This is a genomic window from Nocardia lijiangensis NBRC 108240, assembly GCF_001613045.1.
GTDB classification, from domain to species: Bacteria; Actinomycetota; Actinomycetes; order Mycobacteriales; family Mycobacteriaceae; genus Nocardia; species Nocardia lijiangensis.
Genome location: NZ_BDBP01000055.1, coordinates 18,421 through 41,585, shown reverse-complemented (window position 1 = coordinate 41,585; position 23,165 = coordinate 18,421). Strand labels below are relative to the sequence as shown.

At 69.3% G+C, this 23,165-nt stretch carries 19 protein-coding genes; 8 read left to right on the top strand and 11 right to left on the bottom strand.

The genetic code is table 11. The annotated features are described in order from the left end of the window. Positions 1-334: 334 nt before the first annotated feature. The 5 genes from tyrS to NL1_RS21095 form a co-directional block, all read right to left on the bottom strand. Complete coding sequence (gene tyrS / locus NL1_RS21115) at positions 335-1,624, bottom strand: tyrosine--tRNA ligase (RefSeq protein WP_067841922.1); 1,290 nt, start codon at positions 1,622-1,624, stop codon at positions 335-337. A gap of 782 nt (positions 1,625-2,406) precedes the next feature. Then, on the bottom strand, positions 2,407-2,832 hold the full coding sequence (locus NL1_RS21110) for a DoxX family protein (RefSeq protein ID WP_067841939.1): 426 nt from the start codon (positions 2,830-2,832) through the stop codon (positions 2,407-2,409). Between the two features lie 68 nt (positions 2,833-2,900). Further along, the gene (locus NL1_RS21105) at positions 2,901-3,632 is read right to left on the bottom strand and encodes a DNA-3-methyladenine glycosylase (RefSeq protein WP_084510818.1); all 732 of its coding nucleotides are present in this window, start codon (positions 3,630-3,632) and stop codon (positions 2,901-2,903) included. 14 nt (positions 3,633-3,646) lie between these two features. Next, complete coding sequence (locus NL1_RS21100) at positions 3,647-4,525, bottom strand: RNA polymerase sigma-70 factor (RefSeq protein ID WP_084510817.1); 879 nt, start codon at positions 4,523-4,525, stop codon at positions 3,647-3,649. 50 nt (positions 4,526-4,575) lie between these two features. Then, a complete protein-coding gene (locus NL1_RS21095) occupies positions 4,576-5,751 on the bottom strand; it encodes an NAD(P)/FAD-dependent oxidoreductase (protein WP_067841920.1) in 1,176 nt (391 codons plus the stop codon). Positions 5,752-5,944: 193 nt separating this feature from the next. On the opposite strand from NL1_RS21095, the gene NL1_RS21090 reads away from it, so the two are divergent. The 4 genes from NL1_RS21090 (at position 5,945) to NL1_RS21075 (ending at position 9,822) form a co-directional block, all read left to right on the top strand. After that, a complete protein-coding gene (locus NL1_RS21090) occupies positions 5,945-7,468 on the top strand; it encodes a multicopper oxidase family protein (protein ID WP_067841919.1) in 1,524 nt (507 codons plus the stop codon). A 94-nt stretch (positions 7,469-7,562) separates the two neighbouring features. Further along, positions 7,563-8,294 (top strand): ABC transporter ATP-binding protein, encoded by a 732-nt coding sequence (locus NL1_RS21085; protein ID WP_067841918.1) that lies wholly within the window; start codon positions 7,563-7,565, stop codon positions 8,292-8,294. After that, the gene (locus NL1_RS21080) at positions 8,291-9,082 is read left to right on the top strand and encodes an ABC transporter permease (protein WP_067841916.1); all 792 of its coding nucleotides are present in this window, start codon (positions 8,291-8,293) and stop codon (positions 9,080-9,082) included. The genes NL1_RS21085 and NL1_RS21080 overlap by 4 nt, the downstream gene beginning before the upstream one ends. Next, positions 9,079-9,822 carry a TetR/AcrR family transcriptional regulator gene (locus NL1_RS21075; RefSeq protein ID WP_084510816.1) on the top strand — a complete coding sequence of 248 codons (744 nt, stop codon included), beginning with the start codon at positions 9,079-9,081 and terminating at the stop codon, positions 9,820-9,822. Before NL1_RS21080 ends, NL1_RS21075 begins: the two co-directional genes overlap by 4 nt. Before the next feature lie 27 nt (positions 9,823-9,849). On the opposite strand, the gene NL1_RS21070 is transcribed toward NL1_RS21075, so the two are convergent. The 3 genes from NL1_RS21070 to NL1_RS21060 are packed head-to-tail and all read right to left on the bottom strand — an operon-like array spanning position 9,850 to position 12,761. Beyond that, entirely contained in the window at positions 9,850-10,068 is a 219-nt protein-coding gene (locus NL1_RS21070; RefSeq protein ID WP_067841914.1) for a Trm112 family protein, read from the bottom strand. A 10-nt stretch (positions 10,069-10,078) separates the two neighbouring features. Beyond that, positions 10,079-10,567, bottom strand: a complete 489-nt coding sequence (locus NL1_RS21065; RefSeq protein ID WP_067841911.1) for a GtrA family protein — start codon at positions 10,565-10,567, stop codon at positions 10,079-10,081. 22 nt (positions 10,568-10,589) lie between these two features. After that, the gene (locus NL1_RS21060) at positions 10,590-12,761 is read right to left on the bottom strand and encodes a putative glycosyltransferase family protein (RefSeq protein WP_067841934.1); all 2,172 of its coding nucleotides are present in this window, start codon (positions 12,759-12,761) and stop codon (positions 10,590-10,592) included. A 269-nt stretch (positions 12,762-13,030) separates the two neighbouring features. Between NL1_RS21060 and NL1_RS21055 the strand changes: the two genes are divergently transcribed. Beyond that, a complete protein-coding gene (locus NL1_RS21055; RefSeq protein ID WP_084510819.1) occupies positions 13,031-14,116 on the top strand; it encodes a glycosyltransferase family 2 protein in 1,086 nt (361 codons plus the stop codon). Further along, positions 14,106-15,245, top strand: a complete 1,140-nt coding sequence (gene rffA / locus NL1_RS21050; RefSeq protein ID WP_067841909.1) for a dTDP-4-amino-4,6-dideoxygalactose transaminase — start codon at positions 14,106-14,108, stop codon at positions 15,243-15,245. The genes NL1_RS21055 and rffA overlap by 11 nt, the downstream gene beginning before the upstream one ends. Positions 15,246-15,301: 56 nt before the next feature. Here the strand turns inward: rffA and NL1_RS21045 are convergent, their stop codons facing one another. From NL1_RS21045 to NL1_RS21035, 3 genes are all read right to left on the bottom strand, one after another. Then, positions 15,302-15,901 carry a class I SAM-dependent methyltransferase gene (locus NL1_RS21045; RefSeq protein WP_156094972.1) on the bottom strand — a complete coding sequence of 200 codons (600 nt, stop codon included), beginning with the start codon at positions 15,899-15,901 and terminating at the stop codon, positions 15,302-15,304. A gap of 167 nt (positions 15,902-16,068) precedes the next feature. Further along, positions 16,069-19,017, bottom strand: a complete 2,949-nt coding sequence (locus tag NL1_RS21040) for an acyl-CoA synthetase (RefSeq protein WP_067841908.1) — start codon at positions 19,015-19,017, stop codon at positions 16,069-16,071. Positions 19,018-19,186: 169 nt separating this feature from the next. Further along, positions 19,187-19,972: a bestrophin-like domain gene (locus NL1_RS21035; protein WP_067841906.1), complete on the bottom strand. Its 786-nt coding sequence runs from the start codon at positions 19,970-19,972 to the stop codon at positions 19,187-19,189. A gap of 306 nt (positions 19,973-20,278) precedes the next feature. Between NL1_RS21035 and NL1_RS21030 the strand changes: the two genes are divergently transcribed. Both NL1_RS21030 and NL1_RS21025 read left to right on the top strand, forming a co-directional pair. Continuing rightward, positions 20,279-21,685: a family 2B encapsulin nanocompartment shell protein gene (locus NL1_RS21030; protein ID WP_067841905.1), complete on the top strand. Its 1,407-nt coding sequence runs from the start codon at positions 20,279-20,281 to the stop codon at positions 21,683-21,685. A 15-nt stretch (positions 21,686-21,700) separates the two neighbouring features. Next, the gene (locus NL1_RS21025) at positions 21,701-23,149 is read left to right on the top strand and encodes a family 2 encapsulin nanocompartment cargo protein terpene cyclase (RefSeq protein ID WP_067841903.1); all 1,449 of its coding nucleotides are present in this window, start codon (positions 21,701-21,703) and stop codon (positions 23,147-23,149) included. Positions 23,150-23,165 lie beyond the last annotated feature (16 nt).

Below are 23,165 nucleotides of genomic sequence, written 5' to 3'. Positions count from 1 at the left end.
CCGTCCGCGCCGGACTCATCCGGTGCTTCTGAGAGGCAACTTTCCCAGCCTAACCGGCCTCTCTCACAGAGTCAAGTCTGCTCGATTGTCCTGGTCCTTGCGGGCCGTCAGGCGCTCCTCGTACTACCTCGTGTCCCGGTCCTCGCCCAGCCTCTCGGCTTGGCGTCTCGGCTCCGGGTCGGTGTCCGTGTCGCTCTGACGTTGAATAAGTTACGCGGCGGGGAACGCGGCGTCAAATCCGCACTACACGGATGTAATTCCGCAGGTCAGAAGCTTGCGATCGGCTCGAAAACGGGCTTGGGCCACACGAATGTGACCCAAGACACCAAGATCATCAAGCGGTCGCGCGCCGGACTCCCGCGATATTGCGCTTGCCTCGGCGCACCACCAGCCAGCGTCCGTGCAGGTAGTCGCCCTCGTCCGGGGTCCATTCGAGGTCGGAGATCTTCTGGTTGTTGACCGATGCGCCGCCCTCGTTCACCGCGCGCCGGGCCGCGCCGCGGCTTTCGGACAGGCCGGTGGCGACCAGCAGATCGACGATCGTGTCCGGCCGGCCGGGCGCGACCTCGGCCACCGCACCGTCGACCGCGGCCTCCCGCAGCGCGGCGGCCAGCGTCGCCTCGTCCAACTCGCGCAGCTCACCGCGACCGAAGAGGGCCTGGCTCGCCAGCTGGACCGCACGGGTGTGCTCCTCGCCGTGCACCAGGGTGGTCATCTCGGCGGCCAGCCTGCGCTGGGCTTCCCGCGCGTGCGGCCGTTCCGCCGTCGCCTGTTCCAGCTCGGCCAGTTCCTCGCGGGTGAGGAAGGTGAACCAGCGCAGGTACCGGACGACATCGGCGTCGGCGGTGTTCACGAAGTACTGGTACCAGGCGTACGGGCTGGTCATCTCCGGATCGAGCCAGAGGCTGCCGCCGCCGGTGGACTTACCGAACTTCTTACCGTCGGCCGAGGTCACCAGCGGCACGGTGAGCGCGTGCACCGACTCTCCGTCGACCCGCCGGTTCAGCTCGACGCCCGCGATGATGTTGCCCCACTGGTCCGAGCCGCCGACCTGCAGCAGGCACCCGTAGTTGCGCCGCAACTGCAGGTAGTCGTTGGCCTGCAGCAGCATGTAGCTGAACTCGGTGTAGGAGATGCCCTCGCCGTCGAGGCGGCGCTTGATGGTGTCGCGGGCCAGCATGACGTTGACCGAGAAGTGCTTGCCGATATCGCGCAGGAAGTCGACGGCGGTGAGCTGTGCGGTCCAGTCCATGTTGTTGGCGATGATCGCGCCGGTGGGCGAGTCGTCCAGGTCCACGAACCGCTCCAGCTGGGACCGGATCCGCTGCGCCCACTCGGCGACCGTGTCGGTGGAGTTCATGGCGCGTTCGCCGACGTCGCGCGGGTCGCCGATCAGGCCGGTCGCGCCGCCGGCCAGGACGATGGGCCGGTGCCCGGCGCGCTGGAAACGCTTCAACGCCAGCAGGGGGACCAGATGTCCGGCGTGCAGGCTGGCCGCGGTCGGGTCGAAACCGGCGTACAGCGTCAGCGGCCCGTCGGCCAGCGCCGCACGCAGGGCGTCGAGGTCGGTGGACTGCGCGATCAGTCCGCGCCAGATCAGTTCTTCGATGATGTCGCCGCTCACGCCGTCCCATCTTTCCGCACCGCTGTCCTGCGCCGATGCGCAGGTGCCGGGGGCGATTCTCCGTGACGTGCCGCTGCCGGGCCAGGGAATTTCGCCGCGGGGGTTCCATACCGCCCGCCGGACCGGAACCGCCGCGACCTGCCCGCACAATTCCCCGTGCGCGATCCGATACCCGTGGTTCCGGCCGCCCCCGGACCACAGGTGCTCACTTCACCGCCCCACCGACGCAAGGGAGGGGTCTAGCCAGTACGCCTGCACCTCGGCGAACTCTCAGGTCAGTACATCCAGTGCCCCGTCCACAAAGGTTGGACACCCGATCCGACCGAAGATCACCGTCAATCGGCCCACCGCGATGAAGGTCACCCCTCGGTCGGTTCACCAGGCACGCAGGTCGGGTGAACGAAGGTCACGTCCAGTCGGTCTGGCGGGATGAAGGGGGCCTTCGTTCGGCCACCGCGCCGACCATTCTGGACGCGGCACTAGGTCGCGCCGAGTAGGCACGGTCCGGCGGGGTGGCCAGGCCGCCGCACGCGTGGATCTCCGGGAGCGTGCCCGCCGCGGCGCTCCGCACACGGTGGACCTGATCGGCACCGCCGCCACTCCGGCTGGGCGGCGACGAACTCGACATCTCGATCGTGGTCGGACCGCCGTCGGAGACCGGCGCGTCCCCCAGCACTCAACCGTCCGGCAAGGCCACACACGCCAGCCCGGCGACACCCCACACACGACGGCCCGGCGACCGGCAGGAAGGCCTGCCGGTCGCCGGGTGGACGTCGAATCATTCAGCGGGACAAGCGATCCCGCAGCGCGACGAGCCTGTCGCGGCGCTGCCAGGCGAGCCAAGCGAACACCGCCGCCAGCACCAGCGGGAAGACGGCGTAGGAGGGTGCGTCCAGGACGAACGCCTGGGTGGCCGCCGCGAAGACCATGGTGATCGACAATCCGGCCGCGGCCGCTCCCGCCAGCCGCCCGATCAGCAGGCCGATGCCGCCTGCCACCTCGACGAGGCCGGTGAAGTACATGAACCAGTCGCCGAAGCCGATCGCGTCGAAGATCCGCACGGCGTCGGCCTGGCCCACGAACTTCGGGATCCCCGAGGCGATGACGAAGAAGAGACCGAGCAGGATCTGCAGGGTCCACAGGAAGCGGGTGCGGATCGTGCCGGGACGGGTGGCGGTGGTCGGGGCGGGGGCGGTGATGGCGGTCATGTCCATGTCCCTTCGGTTCGGACGCGCCGGATGCGGCGGCTTCTCCCGATAGGACGGTGGGCGCGCGCCTAATTCATCGCACCGCCGCCAGTTCCCGGCCGAACCTGTCCACCCACGCCGGGGACGACCGCGGGGGCGGCGGCGAGGGGAGCGCGCGGACTGCGCCGGTACGCCGAGACCGCGGGTGAGGTCGGCAACCAGAACCGCCACGGCCGGTCGGCGGCCGTGCTGACACCGACACGCGGGCCGCTGGCGATCTGCGCGGCATCGATCGCGCCGTCCAGCTCCAGCCGGATCGTCGAGGCCGGATCGAACAGCGCCGTCCCGTAGTCGGCCAAGGTGATGTCGAGGACGGTCCCCAAGTTCCCCGGCCCGCGGCCGAGGTCGGCGTCGGAGCGCGCCGCGGGCCGCCGCGCACGCGCGACCTCCAGTCCGTCGACGACCTCGCCGGCCCGCACCAGCACCGCGCTGGCCGTGCCGTCGGGGCCGCTGGTCACGTTGATGCAGGTGTGCATGCCGTAGCTGAGATACACGTAGAGGACGCCCGCGGGACCGAACATCACTGCGTTGCGTGCGGTCCGCCCGCGCCCGGAGTGCGAGGCCGTGTCCGGCCACGGTCCCGCCGGGTCGCCGCCGTACGCCTCGACCTCGACGATCCGGACGGCCACCGGCCCCGACCGCAGCGTGGCGCCGAGCAGACGGCGGGCGGCGGCGGGCGGTTCGACCACGAGATCATCGACGGACACGGGGCCATTCTCCTCGACCGCGCCGACGACGGCTCGGCCGCCGGGGTGCGTCATCGACCGGCGTGCGATCAACCCAGCACCGACGTACCCATGGACAGTCCCGTCAACTTCTCCGGATTGACCTGGAATCGCAGGTTCTCGATGCGGCCGTCCACCAAGTCGTAGGTGAACGCCGCGACCGGGACCTCGCCGATGCGCGCGAGCGCACCGATCTCGCCGTTGATGTGGGCGAGCTCGAGCGCGATGCCCGCCGATTCGGGTTTGGCCAGCACGCCGAGGATCCAGCGCGCGACGTGATCGGGGCCGTGCAGCGGACGCCGGGCGGCGGTGACGACGCCGCCGCCGTCGGACCAGCACGTCACCTCGGGGGCGAGCAGGTCCATCAGCGCGTTCAGCTCGCCGCCCGCGCAGGCCGCCATGAACCGCTCGGTGACGTGCGCGCGTTCGGCCGTATCGGTATCGAAACGGGGGCGCCGGGACTGCACGTGGCTTCGTGCGCGGTGCGCGATCTGGCGGATCGTGGCCTCCGGCCGGTCCAGGGTGTCGGCGATCTCGGCGTGGCTGTAGCCGAACACCTCGCGCAGCAGGAACACCGCGCGCTCGACCGGGCCGAGGGTCTCCAGCACCACCAGCATCGCGGTGGAGACGGTGTCGGCCAGCTCCGCGTCCTCCGCGAAATCGGGTGTGGTGAGCAGAGGTTCGGGCAGCCAGGGCCCCACATAGGTCTCGCGGGTGGCCCTGGCCGAGGTGAGCCGGTTCAGCGACAGGTTGGTGACGGTGCGCACCAGGTACGCCTTGGGATGACGCACCTCGGACCGATCGGCTTCGTGCCATTTCAGCCACGCGTCTTGCAGGACGTCCTCCGCGTCGGTGACGGTGCCCAGCATCCGGTAGGCGGTGGCGAAGAGCAGCCGCCGGTGTTCGATGAACGGATCGGATTCCGGCATCTCAGGCATCAGTCCATGTTCCTCGGTGCGGGACCGCGTCGGCAAACCGGTCAGTCTCGTGTGCGGGTGGCGCGGCCACCCCGCGAGAACTGCACCGAAACGGTCATCTTCTTGCTGATCCGGAAGACCTTCGGGGGCGAGCTGCTGACGATCTCCTTGTAGAGCACCGCGGTGCGTCCAGTGAGGTGGAACCGCCCCGGGGTGTCGTCGGCCTTGGTGAACTGGATGACCGCGTCGCGGCGGCCGAGGCTGACCGGCTGGTGCACGTAGCCGAACCGGAACGGGCGAACCTTCTTGCCGCGCAACTCTTTCGCGATCGCGTCGGCGGTGTGCGCGGCCGTGGGCATACCGCTCTGGCAGGTGCCGTGGATCGTGCCCCATGGCTGGCGCACCGCGGCGGCGTCGCCGATGGCGCGAACGGTGGGATGCGACACCGACTTCAGGGTCCGGTCGACGACGATCAGCCCGCGCTCGTCGGTCTCGATACCGGCCCGCGCGGCCAGCGGTGCGACGCGGACGCCCGCGGTCCACAGCGTCAGATCGGCGGCAACCAATGTGCCGTCGGCCAATTCGACGGCGTCGGGCAGCACCTTGGTGACCGCATGGCCGGTGCTGCGGGTGATGCCGAGCCGGTCCAGCGCACGATGCAGGTAGGCGCGAGCCCGCTCGCCCATCATCGCGCCGGGCTCGCCGGGGCTGATGAGGGTGACGCGCACGCCGGGGTGCTGTTCGGCGATCTCGGTGGCGGCCTCGATGCCCGTGAGCCCGCCACCGCAGACGGCGACCGAACCGCTTTGCTCCGCCACCGCCGCGAGACGTCCGGCGAAGCGGTGTGCGGCGCGCGGATCGTTCAGGGTCCAGGCATGTTCGGTGACGCCGGGCACCGTGTCGGTGTCGGTCGTGCTGCCGAGGGCGTAGACGAGTTCGTCGTAGGGCAGCACGCGATCGTCGTCGACGGTGACCAGTCGCGCCTCGGGGTCCACGGAAGTGGCCCAGCCCTGGACGAATTCGACACCGGTGCCCGCGAGTATCTCCGGGATCCGGTGGTCGGCCAGCTCCTGCCCCGCGGCGATCTGGTGCATGCGCAGCCGCTCGGTGAACCGGGCGGACGGGTTGATCAGGGTGATGTGCACGGGCAGGCGGCGGGTGCGCCGCGCAAGCCGCACGGCGGCCAGCATGCCGGTGTAGCCCGCGCCGAGGATGACGATGCGGTGTTCGGTGTTCATGGCGGTTGCTCCGATCCGTTGCCGGGTAGCTGGTTGGTGACGACCATGGGACAGACGACCACCGCCGAACGTGACAGCCCGAATTGTGAGCCGCATCACACGTCATGCAAGCAGGCCGTCAGGGCGGATCCGGGGTCGAAATGGGGGACGGTCCCCGATGTGGCCGCGACCGTGTAATTCCTACTGTCGGTGCATGTCTTCGGTTTCCCGTCCGCGCCGGTGGCGGCGGCTGTTCCTCGTTCTCGCCGCGACGCTCGCGGTGTTGCTCGCCGCGGTAAGCGGTTGTGTCAGTTGGGTTTACGTGGATGCGGTGGTTTCCACTGTCGGTTCCACGGACTTTCGCAACGAGCTCGCCGTGCCGCCGCTGGCCGAGTCCCACCTCGAACCCGACGGCACGCGGTTGTTCGAGCTCGACATGCGCGCGGGCAGCAGGGAATTCCGGCCGGGACAGGTGACGGAGACCTGGGGTTTCAACGGCGACTACCTCGGGCCGACGCTGCGCGCCCGACGCGGTGAGCAGGTCCGGGTCCGTGTCCGCAACAACCTGCCCGAAGCCTCGACGGTGCACTGGCACGGCATGCATCTCCCGGCGGCCATGGACGGCGGCCCGCACCAGATGGTCGAGGCGGGCGCGACGTGGACGCCCGAGTGGACGGTGGACCAGCCGGGCGCGACGCTCTGGTACCACCCGCATCCGCACGGCGCGACCGAGGACCACGTGCGCCGCGGCCTGGCCGGGATGTTCCTGCTGGACGACGAGCTGACCGAAACCCTTGCGCTGCCACGGAATTACGGCGTCGACGACCTGCCGGTCATCGTGCAGGACGTGACCTTCCGCGGCGCCTCCCTCGACGGCACGCACGGCATGTTCCACGATGTCGGCTTCCTCGGCAAGCAGACGATGGTCAACGGCACGCTGACCCCGTATCGCGAGGTCGGCGACGAACTGATCCGGCTGCGCCTGCTCAACGCCTCGACCGCGCGCATCTACACCTTCGGTTTCGACGACGCACGCGCCTTCGCGCTCATCGGCACCGACGGCGGCCTGCTGGACCGCCCGGCCACCATGAACCAGTTGCCACTCTCGCCGGGCGAGCGCGCGGAGATCGTGGTGCGCATGCGCCCCGGCGAGCGAACCGTGTTGCGCAGCAACAAGCTCGACGCCGGTCTGGGCTTCTGGACCCAGCGCTTCAGCGGCGGCGACGACACCTTCGACGTCCTGCAACTGCGCGCGGCCGCGACTCTTCGTCCCTCCCCCAAGATGCCCGAGACGCTGGCGCCCGCGTCCACCCCGGACGGCGCGGACTCGGTGACGGAGCGGCGCTTCGAACTCGACCTGAGCGGCATCAACGGGCAGCCGATGGCGATGGACCGCATCGATTTCACCGTCACCCGCGGCACCACCGAAACCTGGATCGTGCACAACCGCGACGGCATGCCGCACAACTTCCATATTCACGACGTGCAGTTCCGTGTGCTCGCGGTCGGCGAGAGCGCGCCGCCGCCGCACCTGTCCGGGCCCAAGGACACGGTGTTCCTCGCGCCGGACGCCACGGTGCGCCTCGCGGTGCGCTTCGACGGCCCCGCCGATCCGGACACGCCGTACATGTATCACTGCCACCTGTTGTGGCACGAGGACATCGGCATGATGGGCCAGTTCGTCGTCGTGGAACCCGGTGGCACGGCGGGGCGGCCGGCGCACCGCCACGGGCATTGACACCGAGCGGCCGCCGCCTCTTGCCGCGGGCGGGCGCGCGGCGGTAAATTCATCACACAGTGAATTCAACACTCGATGAATTGAGGCCGCCGCCATGTCTCAGCCCGCGTCATCCACCGCCGTCGAGATCCGGAATCTGACCGTCCGGCGCGGCAAACGCGAAGTTCTGCACGATATTTCGCTGACCATCCCGCGCGGCTCGATCACCGGGCTGCTCGGGCCGTCCGGCTGCGGCAAGACCACCCTGATGCGCAGCATCGTGGGCACCCAGATCGTGGCGTCCGGCGAGATCACCGCGCTCGGCCTGCCCGCGGGGGCGCCCGAGCTGCGCAGGCGCATCGGTTACGTCACCCAGGCACCGAGCATCTACCCCGACATCAGCGTGCGCGACAACGTCGCCTACTACGCCGCGCTGTACGGCCGCGATCGCGACGACACCGATATCGCCATCGCCGCGGTCGGCCTGCTCGACCACGCCGATCAGCGCGGCGACGAACTCTCCGGCGGCCAGCAGACCAGGGCGTCGCTGGCATGCGCGCTGGTCGCCCAGCCGGACCTGCTCGTCCTCGACGAACCGACCGTCGGGCTCGACCCGGTGCTGCGGGTGGACCTGTGGAAGCAGTTCCACGAACTGGCCGCCAACGGAACGACGCTGCTGGTCTCCAGCCACGTCATGGACGAGGCCGAGCACTGCGACCGGCTGCTGCTCATGCGCGAAGGCGACGTGCTGGCCCAGCTCAGCCCCGACGAACTGCGCGAAGAGACCGGCGAGCAAAACCTCGAGAAGGCCTTCCTCACCCTCATCACGATGGGACGAGCGGCATGACCACCACCCTGACTCCGAGCGCACCCCGGTGGACGCTGCGCCCCTACGCCGCGACCACCACCCGCATCCTGCGCCAGCTGCGCAACGACCACCGCACCGTCGCCATGATCCTGGTCGTCCCCGCCCTGCTCATGACGTTGCTGTATTTCATCTACGCCGAAACCCCGACCGCGCCGCACCAGCCGCTGACGTTGTTCGACCGGGTCGGCATCAGCATGCTCGGCATCCTGCCGTTCATCGTGATGTTCCTGATCACCGCGATCGCCATGCAGCGCGAACGCACGTCGGGCACGCTCGAACGGCTGCTGACCACGCCGCTGTCCAAATTGGATCTGCTCGGCGGCTACGGCACAGCCTTCTCGCTGGCCGCCGCCGCGCAGGCGGTCGTCGCCTGCCTGGTGTCGTTCGGGTTGCTCGACCTCGAGGCGGCGGGCAATCCGGCCTGGGTGGTGCTGATCGCGGTCGTGGACGCCATCTGCGGCGTCGCCCTCGGCCTGCTGGCAAGCGCCTTCGCGCGCACCGAGTTCCAGGCCGTGCAGTTCATGCCGGTGGTCGTCGCGCCGCAGATCTTCCTGTGCGGCTTGCTCGTTCCGCGCGACCAGCTGCCGGACTGGCTGCAGCCGATCAGCAATGTGATGCCGTTGAGCTACGCGGTCGATGCGCTGCAACAGGTTTCGATCCATCCGGAAGCGACCGCGCAGATGTGGCGCGATGTCGCCATCGTCGCGGCCTTCGCCGTGGTGGCGCTGGCGCTCGGCGCGGCGACGCTACGGCGGCGGACCCCATGAGCCCGGACGACCGCGCGGCGTCGAAACGCACGGCGGCGGGCCGACAGGAGGCTGTGCCGCGACGGCGCCGCCGGTCCGCTGCGGTCGATGACGCCGAACGGCAAGGGCGTTCGGGACGGCGACCGGGCAAGTCCGGCGCGCGGGAGGCGATCCTGGCCGCCGCCCGCGCTCGATTCGCCGAGGCGGGTTTCGACAAGACGTCGATCCGGGCCGTGGCGGCCGACGCCTGCGTGGATCCGGCGCTGGTGCACCACTATTTCGGCACCAAGCAGCAGTTGTTCGCGGCGGTGGTCGAGTTTCCGGTGGACCCGGAGGCGACGCTGAGCATCATGGAGGCGGCGCCGCTGGACCAGCTCGGGGCGACGATCCTGGCCGCGGTGGTCGGTGTGTGGGACTCCCCCGCCGGGCCCGGCGTCGTCGCGGTGGTGCGCAGCATCCTCACCGGCGGCGAACCGGCGCTGGCCCGGACATTCGTGCTGGAAGTGGTGCTCGAGCGGGTCCGCCAGCGCATCGCGACCCCGGAGGACGACGGCCGCGCCAGGGTCGCGCTGGTCGCCTCGCAGATGATGGGCGTGCTGGTGGCACGCAAGATCATCGGCGTCGAACCGCTGGCATCGATGCCGATCCCGGAGCTCGTCGCTGCCGTTGGCCCGACCTTGCAGCGCTACCTGACCGGCGACATCGGCACGGCCGCAAGCGAATCCGCGGCGATCGCCGCAACGATGCCCACAACGCGCTGATCTGCCGCGCGTACTCCTACGGTCCGATCAGGCGGTGAATGCCGCGTGCTCGGCGTCGGTAACGTCGCGCGCCTCGTCGATCAGCAGCACGGGGATGCCGTTCTCGATCGGGTAGGCGCGGCGCAGGCGCGGGTTGTAGAGCAGCGCGGCGCCCGCGGCATCGCGGACCAGCAGCAGCGGGCCCTTGTCCTGCGGGCAGGCGAGCAGGCTGAGCAGGGTGGCGTCCAACGCGGTTTCCTCCGGCATGGTCGAAAACCTACCCGACCGCGCCGTCTGCCTCGACGGCCGGGCGACGGCGGAACGAGATGTGCCGGTGCCCGAAGAAACTCGCCACCGCGACCAGTCCCATCACGACCACCGCGGACGGCTGAGCGGGCAGATGCAGCACCGTCACGGCCAGGTAGAGCAGCGCCGTGTTCAGCGCGAGGCCACCGGAATTCACCGCGACGAAGCCTGCGAAGTCGCGTAGCACGTGGCCGCGCACCCGGAACACCACCGTGCGGTGCAGCACGAAGGCGACGGTGATCCCGAGGGCGTAGGCCAGCGGCACCGCGGCGAGCGGCGCCCACCCCGCGTCGGGCAGCACGGTCAGCCACGCCACCGTCAGCGCCATGCCGAAGACCGTGTTGAACGCGCCGATCAGGGCGAAGGCGACCTCCTGCCGCCGCACCAGGCGCAACAGCAGCCCCGACGCGGGTGGGTCGGCCACCTCGGTCGCCGTGTTCGCACGCTCTTCGGTGCTCACGCACCCACCTCGCCGCGAGCGCTCACGAGACCACGTCCGCGAGTTCCCGCTCCGGCTCGCCCGCGGGGCGTTCCTCGATGTCCGCCTCGTCGTCGCGACGCCGGGACCGCACGTACATCCACTGGAGCACCCCCAGACCGGCGAGCCCGGCCACCGTGGTCGCGATGCCGATCTTCCAGCCCGGCGGACGCCAGGTCAGCACCAGCTCGGCGTCCTTGGTGCCCGCCGGGATGTCGACGGCGACGAAGGACTTGGCGACCGTGGTGATCGGAATCTGCTGACCGTTCAGGGTGACTCGGTACCCGGGCCAGCCGAGGCGAGCGAAGACGACGCGCCCGCCCTGCTCCGAGGTCACTCGCACGCGGCTGGTGGTGTCGGTCTCCGAGATCGACGTGGCCGTCGCGTTCTTCGCGTCCGACACCCGGCCGTTCACCGTGGAGACCGGCCCGTCGACGCGCTCCAGCACCGCGATGTAGCGCTCGTGCCCCGGGTAGTCGACCCACTTCCAGCCTTCGGGCGCGGCCTGGTCGCGCGCGTCGGGGAACAGCGCGCGCTGCAACACCACGCGATCGAGCTTCATCAGGTCGACCAGCGGACGTCCCGTGCTCTGCTCCGGCGCGAACATCCTGCGGTAGGCGTCTGGGCAGACGCTGCTGTCCCAGCGCATGCACAGCAGCTCGCCGAAGTAGAAGTGGCCGGTGGGCGTGTAGCCGTTGACGTACTTCAGCTCCAGCGCCCTGGCGTAGTTGCCGAAGACCAGCGATCCGTAGGCGGCGTCGATGTCCCGGTCGGCGGGTTGCAGCAGGCCGCGCTCGCCGAGCTGAAGGGTGGTGCCGGTGAAGTCGGGGAACTTCGCCATCGCTTCCGTGCGGTCGGCGGGCAGGTTCCACGGCATCGGCGTCGGCTGCGCGGCGTTCACCTGGAAATAGGCGATCGGGAACATGGCGACGATGGTCAGCGCGCACGCAGCGGCGATACCCCGGTTGCGGGCGAGCCACACCACACCCGCGCCCAGCGCCGCGATAGCGAGCGCCGAGACCACGTGCCAGAGCGCGTGGTGCGGATCGGCGGAGAAGGACCGCACCCACAGCGCCAGGATCAGCACACCGGCCGCGATCCCGCGGTTCTTCCAATTCTGGAACGTGCCGAAGCGACCGAGCAGCACGCACACCAGCACCAGCAGGCCGATGGCCAGCATCGGCAGCACCCGCACCGGCCAGCGCAGCGGACCGATCGAGCCCGGTCCCGCGGTCCACATCAGCATGGTGATGGCGAACAGCGCGACGGCGCTGAGCTCGCGCCACGCCCCGCGCGCCCGCCGCCAGTCGATGAACGCCAGCGCCGGGATCAGGAACCACGCGATGTAGGTCAGCGGCATCGGCTGCACGTAGCCCCACCAGGAGGTGAAAGCGGGCAGCGAGCTGGGCAGGCTGGCGTTGAGCGACTCCGACCACGGCACGGTCAGGAACTGATCGTTGTTGATCTGTGCCGTGCCGCGCCAGGTCACCTTGGCCGAGAGCATGCTGGGCAGGAAGGTCAGCAGACCGGCCAGGCCCGCGCAGAGCGAAACAACCGTCAGCCGCGCGACGGGCTGCCACTTGCGTTGGTACACAAGCTCGCCGACCGCCACGGCGAGCAGCATCAGCGCGGCCTCCACGGCCGGGAAGATGTACTGGGTGGAGATCGTCAGGTACAGGAAGACGAAGACCGGGATCGGCCCGCTGTCACCACGGGTATAGCGCACCGACGAGGCCCAGGCGTGCACCAACCAGGCGGTGCCGGTGAGCGCGGTCATCCAGCTGGCCTGGTCGAAGAACAGGAAGAAGCCGGTGAGCGGGAACGCCACGCCCGCCACCGCCGACCAGGCCGGGCGTGCGCCGTAGACGAGGCAGATCCGGTAGACGCCGGTCGCGGCGATGATGGAGAAGATCAGTTTGACGACGGTCGCGTAGAGCGCCACGTTGTCCACCGAGGGCGCGATCAGATCGATCAGCAGCTGCGGCGGATTGAACAGGCCCGCATCGTCCATCGTGTTGTTGCCCGACATCCACTGCTCGGGCACCATCACCGGGAACTGGCCGTCGCGCAGCGCCCGGCCCAGCCCCACCCACAGCGCGGTGTACTGCGATTCGGTGTCGTCGGTGAAGTAGTGGCGGGCGTTGGCAAGCAGCACCGCCGCGTACCCCGCGATCACCCCGATCACGGTGATGGCGCCCCACCGGTAGACGTCCCGTCGCGTGTGCGGCCGCGAGTCGAGTACTGCACTGTCGGTCACGAGTTCCAAACCCTACAGCCCACCGCAGCGGTTGGCATCGGCCGCCGAGGTGTCGATGATGGTCTGATGAGTCAGATGAGCTGCGCCGGAAGGGCCCGTTCGCCTCGTGCTAGAGTTCACGGCGGCTCGGACTCCGCTGTCCAGCGGGCAGTACCGGCACGCACCGTCATCGAAAGTTGATCCAGCTGATGCCGATTCCCTCCGCTCGCCCGCTCCGCTCCGACGTCGTCGCGAACGGACGTCCCGGCGTCGACCGGCCGCACGGCATCTCCGTTGTGGTGCCGGTGTATCGGGGCGAGAACACCATCGGCGGGCTGGTCGCCGAGCTGCACGCGCTCACCGCGGGCTCCGAGACGCCCGGCGGCACCGCGTTCGCGGTCGAGGAGATCATTCTGGTGCACGACAACGGGCCCGATCGCTCGGATGTCGTCCTGCAGGAACTGGAAAAGACCTACCCCGAGGTGCGCACCGTCTGGCTGAGCCGCAATTTCGGCCAGGACGCCGCCACCATCGCCGGGATGTCGGCCGCGCGCGGCGACTGGATCGTCACCATGGACGAGGACGGTCAGCACGATCCCCGTTTCATCGGTGCGTTCCTCGACGCGGCGCTCACCGGCCGCGCGGACCTGGTCTACTCCAAGCCGACCAACACCCGCCCGCACGGCTTCCTGCGCAACCTCACCTCGCGCGGCGCCAAGATCGTGCTCGCCACCCTGTTCGCCTTCCCCGACTCGACCAGGTTCGAGAGCTACCGGCTGATCCGCGGCGCCATCGGCCGCCAGCTCGCCGAGGTCGCCTCCAACGGTGTGTACCTCGACGTGGCGCTCACCTGGGTGGTCGGCACGGTGGTGCAGGAGCCGGTGGTGCTGCGTGCCGAAGGCCGCGAGGAGTCCGGCTACAACTACCGCAGGCTGTTCTCGCTGTTCTGGAAGATGGTGCTGTGCAGCGGGACCCGCGGCCTGCGCCTGGTCAGCATGCTCGGTGTGACGCTGGCGCTGGCCGGCGTGGTGATGGCCGCCGTCGTCGTGTACGAAGCGCTCACCATGGACGGCTGGGCGCCGGAAGGCTGGGCCTCCACCATCGTGGTGCTGCTGCTGTGTTCCGGAGCGATCCTGTTCTCGCTCGGCCTCATCGCCGAATATCTCGGGGTCGCCCTGCACATCCTGGTGGGCAAGCCGCTGTACCTCACCGTCGACTCACCGACGCCGCGCCCCTCGGAGGCGCGGGAATTGACCACGACCTCGAGCAGGGGGACCGACCGGGTTGAGCACTGACCGCGTCATCTTCAGCCGCCCGTTCCGGGCGAGCCGGGAACTGGCCAACCTGGAGGCCGTGCTGGCCTCCGACCACAGCCACGGCGACGGGCAGTTCACCGCGTCGGCCACCGCGAAGCTGAAGGCCATCACCGGGGCGCCGCACGCGCTGCTGACCACCTCGTGCACCTCCGCGCTGGAGATGGCCGGTCTGCTGCTCGAGCTCGGCCCCGACGACGAGGTGATCGTGCCGAGCTTCGCCTTCACCTCGACGGCCACCTCGATGGCGTTGCGCGGGGCGACCTGCGTTTTCGCCGACATCGACCCGGCGACGGGCAACCTGGATCCGGAGTCGGTGGCCGCCGCGGTCACCGAGCGCACCAAGGCCGTGGTGGTCATCCACTACGGCGGCGTGGCCGCCGACATGGATCGGCTGCTCGCGCTGGCCGGCCAGCACGGTTTCGCGGTCGTAGAGGACAACGCGCACGGGCTCGGTGGCAGCTGGCGCGGGCAGCCGCTCGGCACCATCGGCACGCTGGGCACCCTCAGCTTCCACGACACCAAGAACGTGCACTGCGGTGAAGGCGGCGCGCTGCTGCTCACCGACGAGATCCTGATGGCCCGCGCGGAGATCATCCGGGAGAAGGGCACCGACCGTGCCCGCTTCCTGCGCGGCGCGGTGGACAAGTACTCCTGGCAGGACATCGGTTCCAGCTACCTGCCCAGCGAGCTGAACGCCGCGGTGCTCGACGCGCAGCTCGACGAGTTCGACACGATCCAGGCGGGCAGGCACCGGGTATGGGACGCCTACGCCGCCGGGCTGGCGGACTGGGCGGCCCGCAACGACGTGCAGCTCATGACCGTGCCCGAGGACCGTGCGCACACCGCGCACCTGTACTACCTGCGCACGCCCACCGAGCAGCGCCGCGACGACCTGATCGCCCATCTGGGCGGCCTCGGCATCTCGGCGCCGTTCCACTACGTGCCGCTGGACTCCAGCCCGGCGGGTCTGAAGCTCGGCCGCACGCCGCGACCGTGCGTGCGCAGCGCCGAGTTCTCCGGAACCGTTGTGCGCCTTCCGCTCTGGCCGGGCCTGCGCGACGAGCAAGTCGCCAGGGTCGTCGAGGCGGTCACTGCCTTCACCGTCTGACCCGTTGCGGCGAGGTCTGCCGGACGTCGCTCGCGGTCACCGCCGGTAGCGGACGCTCAGGCGGATAGGACGTACAGTTTCTCGCGGCCGCCTGCGATCAGCGATCGCTGCGCGATGCGCGGCTCGTAGCGGCCGAAGAATTCGTCGAGGGTGGCCTCGGTGAAGCGATGCGCCTGGCGACCGTCGCCCGCGTTGGTGAAGCGCCGGCCGACGGTGGCCAGAACCCGGTTGCGGCTGGTCGCGAGGTTGCGGACGGGTTCGGCGACGATGACCGCCTTGCGCGCCGCCGCGAGCATCCGGTCGAGCACCGGATCGGGCTCGGGCAGGAAGTGGTAGAGGCTGGCCTGCATGATCACGTAGTCCGCCTCCGGCAGCGCCGTGCCGGAGCGCATGTTCCAGACCAGTCCGCGGCCGCCCGCACGCGAGACGCCAGCGACGAATTTCTCGTTCAAGTCCAGCCCGGTGTAGGCGACCGACTTGGCGCGCAGGTAGCGGGTGTAGAGCGTCGCGGGACCGCAGCACACGTCGACCACCTCGGCGCCGTCGGGCACCAGCCCGGCGATCGCACGGTACCTGGCCGCGTAGTGGCGGCCGTACAGCCCGCGCATCAGCAGCTCGTACACGGTGCGATTGCGATAGATGAGGCTCTGACTCACCAAATACCCCTGAACGGTTGTCGGACGTGCCGCGGGCGGACCCCGCACAAACTATGCCAGCCGACGCTCGTGCGCGAATTGTCCGGGTACGCGAGCCTGGGCCAATCCGACGGATCTACAACACGTTCCGGCCGCACCGGCGAACGACGGTGCGGCCGGCCTTCGGCTCAGTCGCCGAGCAGGTCGCGGGCCTCGGCCTCGGTGAGCACCTCGTAGTTCTCGGTCTCCCGGTGGTACCACCAGGTGAGCGGCCCCGCCTCCGGCCGCCCGGCCGCCTGCACCGCGCGGGTGGACGGGCGGTAGCTGGCACTGCGCGGGATCTCGTCGACCACGTACACCAGATCCGGTCGCTGATCGGGATCGAGGGCGCGCACCGCCTCGGTGACGTCCTTGGGCTCCAGGTGGAAGCCTGTGCGCACCGACACCGCCGCCACCGCCAGGCAGTGATCGCCGACCGGCAGGCCGTAGGCCACCTCCATGTCGACGGCGGTGATGTCGTTGAGCATGTCTACGATCGGCTGACCGAATACCGGGCCGCGCGCGGTGTGGATCACCGTGTCCTTGCGGTCCACCAGCCAGTAGTCGCCGTCGCTGTCGCGGCGGAACAGATTCTCGGTCGGCATCCACGAGTCCCCTGCGGTGAACACGCCGCGCAGGCCGCCCGCTGAGATGTCGACGCCCTCCGTGGCCCTGCCGATCAGCAGTCCGACCTCGTTGTCCGCGCAGCGGCGGGCGAACCCGGATTCGTCGACCAGGATGCGGCTCGCGATCGGGTCGTAGGCCACCAGTTCGACCTTGGCGGTGCCGGGCACCGGGCGGCCCTTGCAGCCCGCCTTCGCTCCGGTCACGTTGGCCAGCACCACGTCGCCCTCGATGGAGGCGTAGAACTCCAGCACTCGCGCAGGCTCGAACTGCTCGTGGGTGCGCCGCCACAGTCCGGCGGGCATGCCGGAGCCGATGAACAGCCGGATCGGATGCCGGTGCCCGGCCGGGAACACCCCGGCGTCGAGGATGTCGCGCAGCATCGTCCAGGTGTAGGTCACCACCGTGACGCCGTAGCGGTGCACCTCCTCGGCGAACTGGGCCGGGTCCATCGACCTGGCCAGCGCGATGCGGCTGCCGCCCGCGATGGCGCCGCCGAGGCTGACCAGCAGTCCCGACGAATGGTGCAGCGGCGCAAGGCAGTACACCGTGTCCTTGCGGTCCAGATCGGCGGTGGTCGCGGTGCCGAACGCCGAAAGCGCCCAGCGGTGGTTGGTGATGAACTTGGTCTCCAGCCGATCGCCGGTGCCGGTGACCAGCACGAAGGCGAGTTCCCGCGCCAGGCCCGGGTCCGGGCGGTACCAGGACGGCACCTGCACCTGGGTGGGATCGATCTGCTCGAGGTCGATCACGTTGTCGCTCACCGGGATGTCCAGTCCGCGGGCGTCGCCGCCGCCGAGCACCAGCACCCGGGCGCCGGTCGCCGCCGCAATGCGGAGGTTGTCCGGATCCGTGATGACCGTCTCGGCGCCGGTGAGCTCCATGGCTCTGCCCAGCTCGCTGCCCGGCGCGAGCAGCACTGCCACCGCGCCGAGACGCGACAGCGCCGCCACCGTCACCAGGGCGCTCGGACGGGTCTCCATCACCACGCCGACCCGGGTCGCGGGCCGGATGCCGACCGAGATGAGGCCGCGCACCACGTTGTCGATGCGGACGTGCACCGCGGCGTTGGTGTGCACGCGATCTTCGAAGAGGAAGCATTCGCGCAGCGGCGCCCGCTTGGCCTGCTCGGCGAGCAGCTTGCCGAGCGAGATGCGGGTGTTGGGCTGGATCAGGCCCAGCCGGGTCAGCCTCGGTACCGCTCGCGCCGCCTCGCCCGCCAGCTCGATCGAACCGCGCACGGTGTTGTTGGCGATGCCTTCCAGCGCCTTGCCCATCCCGGCGCCCGCCTCGGCCAGCGTCCCCGCGGTGTGCACCACCCGGGTGGCCGCCGAGCGCGGCCGGTTGGCAGGAACGTGCTCGGACATCCGGAAGATCTCCGCGGGCAGCGACTCGTTGCCGGTCATCCACTCCACCCACCGCCGCACCAGCGGCCAGGTGTGGTTGGTGGCCATGCTGCCCGCCACCAAGCCGAAGTGGCCCGCGACCAGGCTGGCTTCGAACACTTCCGCGTTCGGCGCCGCGCGCACGATGCCGCGCACCGCGGCGGGCTGGCCGATGTCGTCCACCTCGCCGACGAAGGCGAGAATCGGGCACTTCAGCTCCGCCAGCGAGATCGGCTGATCGCGAATCACGAAGCCGCCGAGCATCAACCGATTGTGCGCGACGAACTGCTTGAGCAGGTCGGCGACCGCGGGCCCGGCGTAGCCGACCCAGCCGTCGCTGTTCAGGAAGCGGCGCTGACGCTCCTTGGGCAGCAACGCCTCGCGATCGTGCAGCTGGCGCACGAAATCGATCCTGGCCTTCGCGGTCTTCACCGGATCGAGCATCTGGAAGCCGAGCCGCACCATCGAGTCGGTGATGGGCAGCCGGGTGACCACGTGGTCGGCCAGGAAGTCCGCCACGTCCGAGACCAGTCCGTACGGCAGGCCGAACGGCAGGCCCGCGACGATGTCGACCGGGCTGCCGAAGGTCACGATGCTCTCCACGCCCTTGCCGTAGCGGTAGGCGGTGGTCTGGTAGGCGAACATGCCGCCCTGGGAGTAGCCCATCAGGTGCACGTTGCTGCCGGTCGCCTCGCACACCGTGTCGATGGCGCTGCTCACCGCGAGGACATGGTCGGCGAGGTCGCGCTCCCAGCCGCCCTCCTCGCTGGCCGGAGAACCGAAATCGACCACCCAGCAATCGATTCCGCCGCGATGCAGGATGCCGACGGCGCCGTCCTCGGCGTTCACGTCCCAGATGTCGGCGTTGACCATGAGCGGCGGCACCAGCACCGCGACGGGACGGCCCGGCGTCGGGTCGTCGGGGAAGTAATGCCGCAGGCGGTACATCCTGCGGCGCTCGACGACCTCGAAGGGCGACGACTCGACATCATGGGTGAGACCGCCGAAGCGGATCACCTCCAGGCCGTTCTGCGCGGTCGCCATCAACCGCTGCACCGAACCCACCAATTCCTTACCGAAGTTCACCATCGCTCCTGGCCCTACCCTGCAATGCGCCCACACGGCCTCCGCGCACTCGGCGCGAAGAGACACCTTCCGGCCCCCGAGAAGCGTGCCCGTCTATGCGTATAGACGAGCTTCCCACATCGGGTGTCCCCCATGTGTCGGCTGTGACAGGTTCCATGTGAGGTCGGCGCTGTCACCGCCCCATGACGTTGATGTACATGCTCTCGAATGGATCGGGGCTGATGCTGAGATCACCGCGGAACGGATAGTCCATGGCGGCGATCAGGAAGATCATCGCGCCGAGGAAGAAGGCGAACAGGCCGCCGAGTAGCAGGTGCGCGCCGCGGTTGAGGCTGAACAGGCACATCAGCACCACGTTGACCGCGCCGCCGACCAGGATGACCCACCACAGCACGTCGGGCAGTCCACCCGCGGTGGCGTTGATCCGGTGCCTGCGGTCGGAGTCGAAGCGCGCGAACTGTTCGATGGTGGCGGCGTGCACGATCTCCTGGGAGATGGTCTTCGGTTCGAAAGCAAGCAGGTTCATCTGGAACCGGGTCACCAGCGCCGTGCCGCCCATGGGCTCGCGCCCCTCGCGCAGCGCGGGCCACGCCTCGGTGAGCACGTTGTCGGCGTAGTCGATCAAATCCCGCTGGAGCTGGCTGCGCTGCGGTTCGGGGTAGGCGCTCACCTCGCGGTAGAGCGTGCCGAGCGCCGCGGCTTCGTCGGCGACCAGGCTTTGCGCGGTGTCGTAGGTCTCGTAGGTCGCGGCCGCGATCAGGCCCAGTAGCAGACCGTAGAAGACGCCGCCGACGGTTAGCACCATCGTGACGGTGTCGTTCTTGCCGGGCTCGGGCCCGAAGATGCGGAGCACATAGCGACGCGAGACGAGGATGCCGATGGCGGTCAACAGCACAGCGGTGCCGGTGATGATGAGGAAGTCCAGCCAGATAGGCAACCCGTGGATCCAGGTGAACATGGCACACCAAGATAGCCAGCGACCGGCGAAAGTTCGGCGAATCCGTGATTCATCCCAGGACGTTACCTGCCGTTATCTGGATCGAACTCATGTCGTGACCATCCGAATCGGATCGTGATCATTCTGCGAATTCCGCTGCGCCGCAACGCTTCCGCGACCTAGCATCAATGCCGTCTGGAACGCATTGTCGCGTAACTCTTTCCACCCGATCGACTCGTTTTTCGCAGGCCTGTCCGGTCTGCCGATCTGTCGTGCCCAAGAACACCATCGACCTGTCCCGGTGACCCCTCGAGGTGAGGACCACGCATGACCATCGAACTGCCAGTCCACACGGAAACCAACGGCCGCAAGAGTCTGAGCACGGGCGCCGCACACCAATTGGCGCACACCACCAAATCCGAACCGCAGATGCAGGGCATCAGCTCGCGCTGGCTTACACGCACGCTGCCCTGGGTGCAGGTCAACGGCGGTATCTACCGGGTGAACCGGCGCCTGACCCACACCGTCGGAAACGGCGAGGTCGAATTCGTCGTCGACGGCGGCAGTGCTCGGGTGATACCCCTGGAGCTCCAAGAACTTCCGCAATTGCGCGGATTCGATGACGAGGAAACGCTGGCCGCGCTCGCGCAGCGCTTCGAACAGCGCGACCTCGAACCAGGTACTGTCGTCGCGGAATTCGGTAATCCGATGAATCAGGTCATTCTGATCGTGCACGGCAAGCTGGCGAAGATCGGCGCCGGTGAATTCGGCGAGCAGACCAAGGTCGGCATGCTCGGCTCCGGCGATTACTTCGGCGCCGAAACATTGACGGATTCCTCTGCCATATGGCCCGTGACCGTCAAAACCGTCACCAAGACAACGATGCTCGTACTCCCCCGGCAAACCCTCGACGAAATGGTCGATATCGCACCGGCATTGCGCGAGCAACTCGAACGCGCCGCCGCCGCGCCCGCCCATCGGCAGAATTCCAAGGGCGAGGCCGATATCGAGATCTCCTCCGGCCATTCCGGCGAGCCGCTGCTGGAAGGCACCTTCGTCGACTACGACGCCTCCCCGCGCGAATACGAGCTCAGCCTGGCGCAGAGCGTGCTGCAGGTGCACTCCCGCGTCGCCGATCTGTTCAACGACCCGATGAATCAGGTCGAACAGCAGCTGCGCCTGACCGTCGAGGCGCTCTACGAACGCCGCGAATACGATCTGGTGAACAATCCCGATTTCGGTCTGCTGCACAACTGCGACCTCAAGCAGCGCATCTACACCGAATCCGGCCCGCCGACCCCGGACGACATGGACGAGCTGCTGAGCATGCGGCGCAGCACGAAGATGTTTCTGGCGCATCCGAAAGCGATCGCCGCGTTCGGCCGCGAATGCACCAAGCGCGGGATATACCCCGACCCGGTGGAGATCGACGGACACCGGGTGCTCGCGTGGCGCGGCGTGCCGATCTTCCCGTGCGGCAAGATCCCGGTCAGCGACACCCAGACCACCTCGATCCTCGCCATGCGTCTCGGCGAGAAGGAGCAGGGCGTGATCGGGCTGCACCAGACCGGGATTCCGGACGAGTTCGAGCCCAGTCTCAACGTGCGCTTCAAGGGCATCGACGACCAGTCGATCATCTCCTATCTGGTCAGCTGCTACTACTCGGCCGCCGTGCTGGTCCCGGACGCCCTCGGGGTGCTCGACAATGTCCTGGTCGCCCGGCAGGCTGACTAGCCGGGGTGATGACCGATGTCGGTGCTCTCCCGCGCCGCCGCGCCCGCCGCCACGCACGATCTGGCGGCCGATATCGCGACGCTGCTCACCAACCCAGACAGCGCGGCGCCGGCCGAGCTGTTCACCGAAGCGGCAACGGAACCTCCTGCGCCGCCCGATGATTCGAGCCCGCCCTCGCGAGCGGCCGGCCCGACACCGGTCCGGCTGCTCGGCCCGCGGGGGCTGGGTGCGGCCGCGCTGCGGCTGCCCGTGCCGGGCGATCGCACCACCGGACCCACCACGCCGTATCTCGGGCCGGACAGTGTGCCGATCGGACCGTCCGAATCCGACGCCGGCGTCGACGAGCCCCCGGCCGGTCCTCCGGACGGGAACGTCGCGACCTCCGTCGGCCCGGCGCAGGGGGCCGGTCCGGCGGAGGCGCGGCGGCCATCGATTCCGTCCGGTCCCGCCGTGCCGGTGGCCGGGCGGGTCAACGGCGCACGCATACCGCCGCTGTACTGTCCGCCGCCGCTGCGCGACGATCCCGCGCTGGCGACGGCGGTGAACGAGGGCCTGCTGGCCTGGGCCGAGGACATCGGGCTCTACGAAGGCAGGCTCGACGAGCTGCGCAAGGCCGACTTCGGACGGCTCATCATGCTCGCCCACCCCGACTGCGCCAACGCCGACCAGCTGCTGGCCGCGGCCAAATGCGCGGTCTCGGAATGGTCCGTGGACGACTATTACTGCGAGGAGGACGCCGACGACCGCGCGCCGGACGGCACCCCGTCCAGTCCGGAAGCCGAATTGGGCCCGCGGCTCGAACTCTGCATGGCCGTCATGGATCCCGCCCATCTGCCCGCGCGCTACGCCCCGCAGCTGGAGCGGGCGCTGCAGGCCGATCCGATCCTGCGGGCCTTCCGCACCTCGTTCGAGCACCTGGCCCGGTATGCCACCCCGGCGCAACTGGCCAGGCTGCGCACCGAAATCGGCGGCTGGTTCATCGCACTCGGCGCCGAGGCAGGCTGGCGGGGCGCGGGCCGGATGCCACCGGTCTGGGAGTACCTGGCCAACCGCCAGCCACACAGCTTCCTGCCGTGCATGGCGCCCATCGACACGCTCGGCGGCTACGAGGTCCCCGCGGCGGAGTACACCCACCCCGCCGTGCGGCGCGTCACGACCACCGCCGCGCTCGCCGCCCAGATGGTCAACGACCTGTATTCGATGGCACGCGAGGACCTTTCCAACGGAAGGGAATTCAACCTCCCCACGGTGCTCGCCGCCGAAGAACAGTGTTCCCGCAGGGAGGCGGTGCTGCACACCGCGGCGGTGCACGACGAACTCGTGCACCGGTTCGAACGCGAGGCAGCGCCGCTGGCCGCAAGCGGATCGCCGGAACTGCGGCGCTTCCTCCTCGGCCTGTGGGCATGGATGGGCGGCAACCGCGCCTGGCACGCCGACAGCCGTCGTTACAAAGATGCCGAATAGTCAGTACCGCAACGAG

Bases quoted from the DNA above. Each gene is read 5' to 3' on its own strand.
- NL1_RS21040 (WP_067841908.1), bottom strand. From the start codon at position 19,017: ATGGTGAACTTCGGTAAGGAATTGGTGGGTTCGGTGCAGCGGTTGATG.
- NL1_RS21055 (WP_084510819.1), top strand. From the start codon at position 13,031: ATGCCGATTCCCTCCGCTCGCCCGCTCCGCTCCGACGTCGTCGCGAAC.
- NL1_RS21070 (WP_067841914.1), bottom strand. From the start codon at position 10,068: ATGCCGGAGGAAACCGCGTTGGACGCCACCCTGCTCAGCCTGCTCGCC.
- NL1_RS21100 (WP_084510817.1), bottom strand. From the start codon at position 4,525: ATGCCGGAATCCGATCCGTTCATCGAACACCGGCGGCTGCTCTTCGCC.
- NL1_RS21095 (WP_067841920.1), bottom strand. From the start codon at position 5,751: ATGAACACCGAACACCGCATCGTCATCCTCGGCGCGGGCTACACCGGC.
- NL1_RS21025 (WP_067841903.1), top strand. From the start codon at position 21,701: ATGTCGGTGCTCTCCCGCGCCGCCGCGCCCGCCGCCACGCACGATCTG.
- NL1_RS21110 (WP_067841939.1), bottom strand. From the start codon at position 2,832: ATGACCGCCATCACCGCCCCCGCCCCGACCACCGCCACCCGTCCCGGC.
- NL1_RS21080 (WP_067841916.1), top strand. From the start codon at position 8,291: ATGACCACCACCCTGACTCCGAGCGCACCCCGGTGGACGCTGCGCCCC.
- NL1_RS21105 (WP_084510818.1), bottom strand. From the start codon at position 3,632: ATGACGCACCCCGGCGGCCGAGCCGTCGTCGGCGCGGTCGAGGAGAAT.
- NL1_RS21090 (WP_067841919.1), top strand. From the start codon at position 5,945: ATGTCTTCGGTTTCCCGTCCGCGCCGGTGGCGGCGGCTGTTCCTCGTT.
- NL1_RS21030 (WP_067841905.1), top strand. From the start codon at position 20,279: ATGACCATCGAACTGCCAGTCCACACGGAAACCAACGGCCGCAAGAGT.
- NL1_RS21035 (WP_067841906.1), bottom strand. From the start codon at position 19,972: ATGTTCACCTGGATCCACGGGTTGCCTATCTGGCTGGACTTCCTCATC.
- NL1_RS21075 (WP_084510816.1), top strand. From the start codon at position 9,079: ATGAGCCCGGACGACCGCGCGGCGTCGAAACGCACGGCGGCGGGCCGA.
- NL1_RS21085 (WP_067841918.1), top strand. From the start codon at position 7,563: ATGTCTCAGCCCGCGTCATCCACCGCCGTCGAGATCCGGAATCTGACC.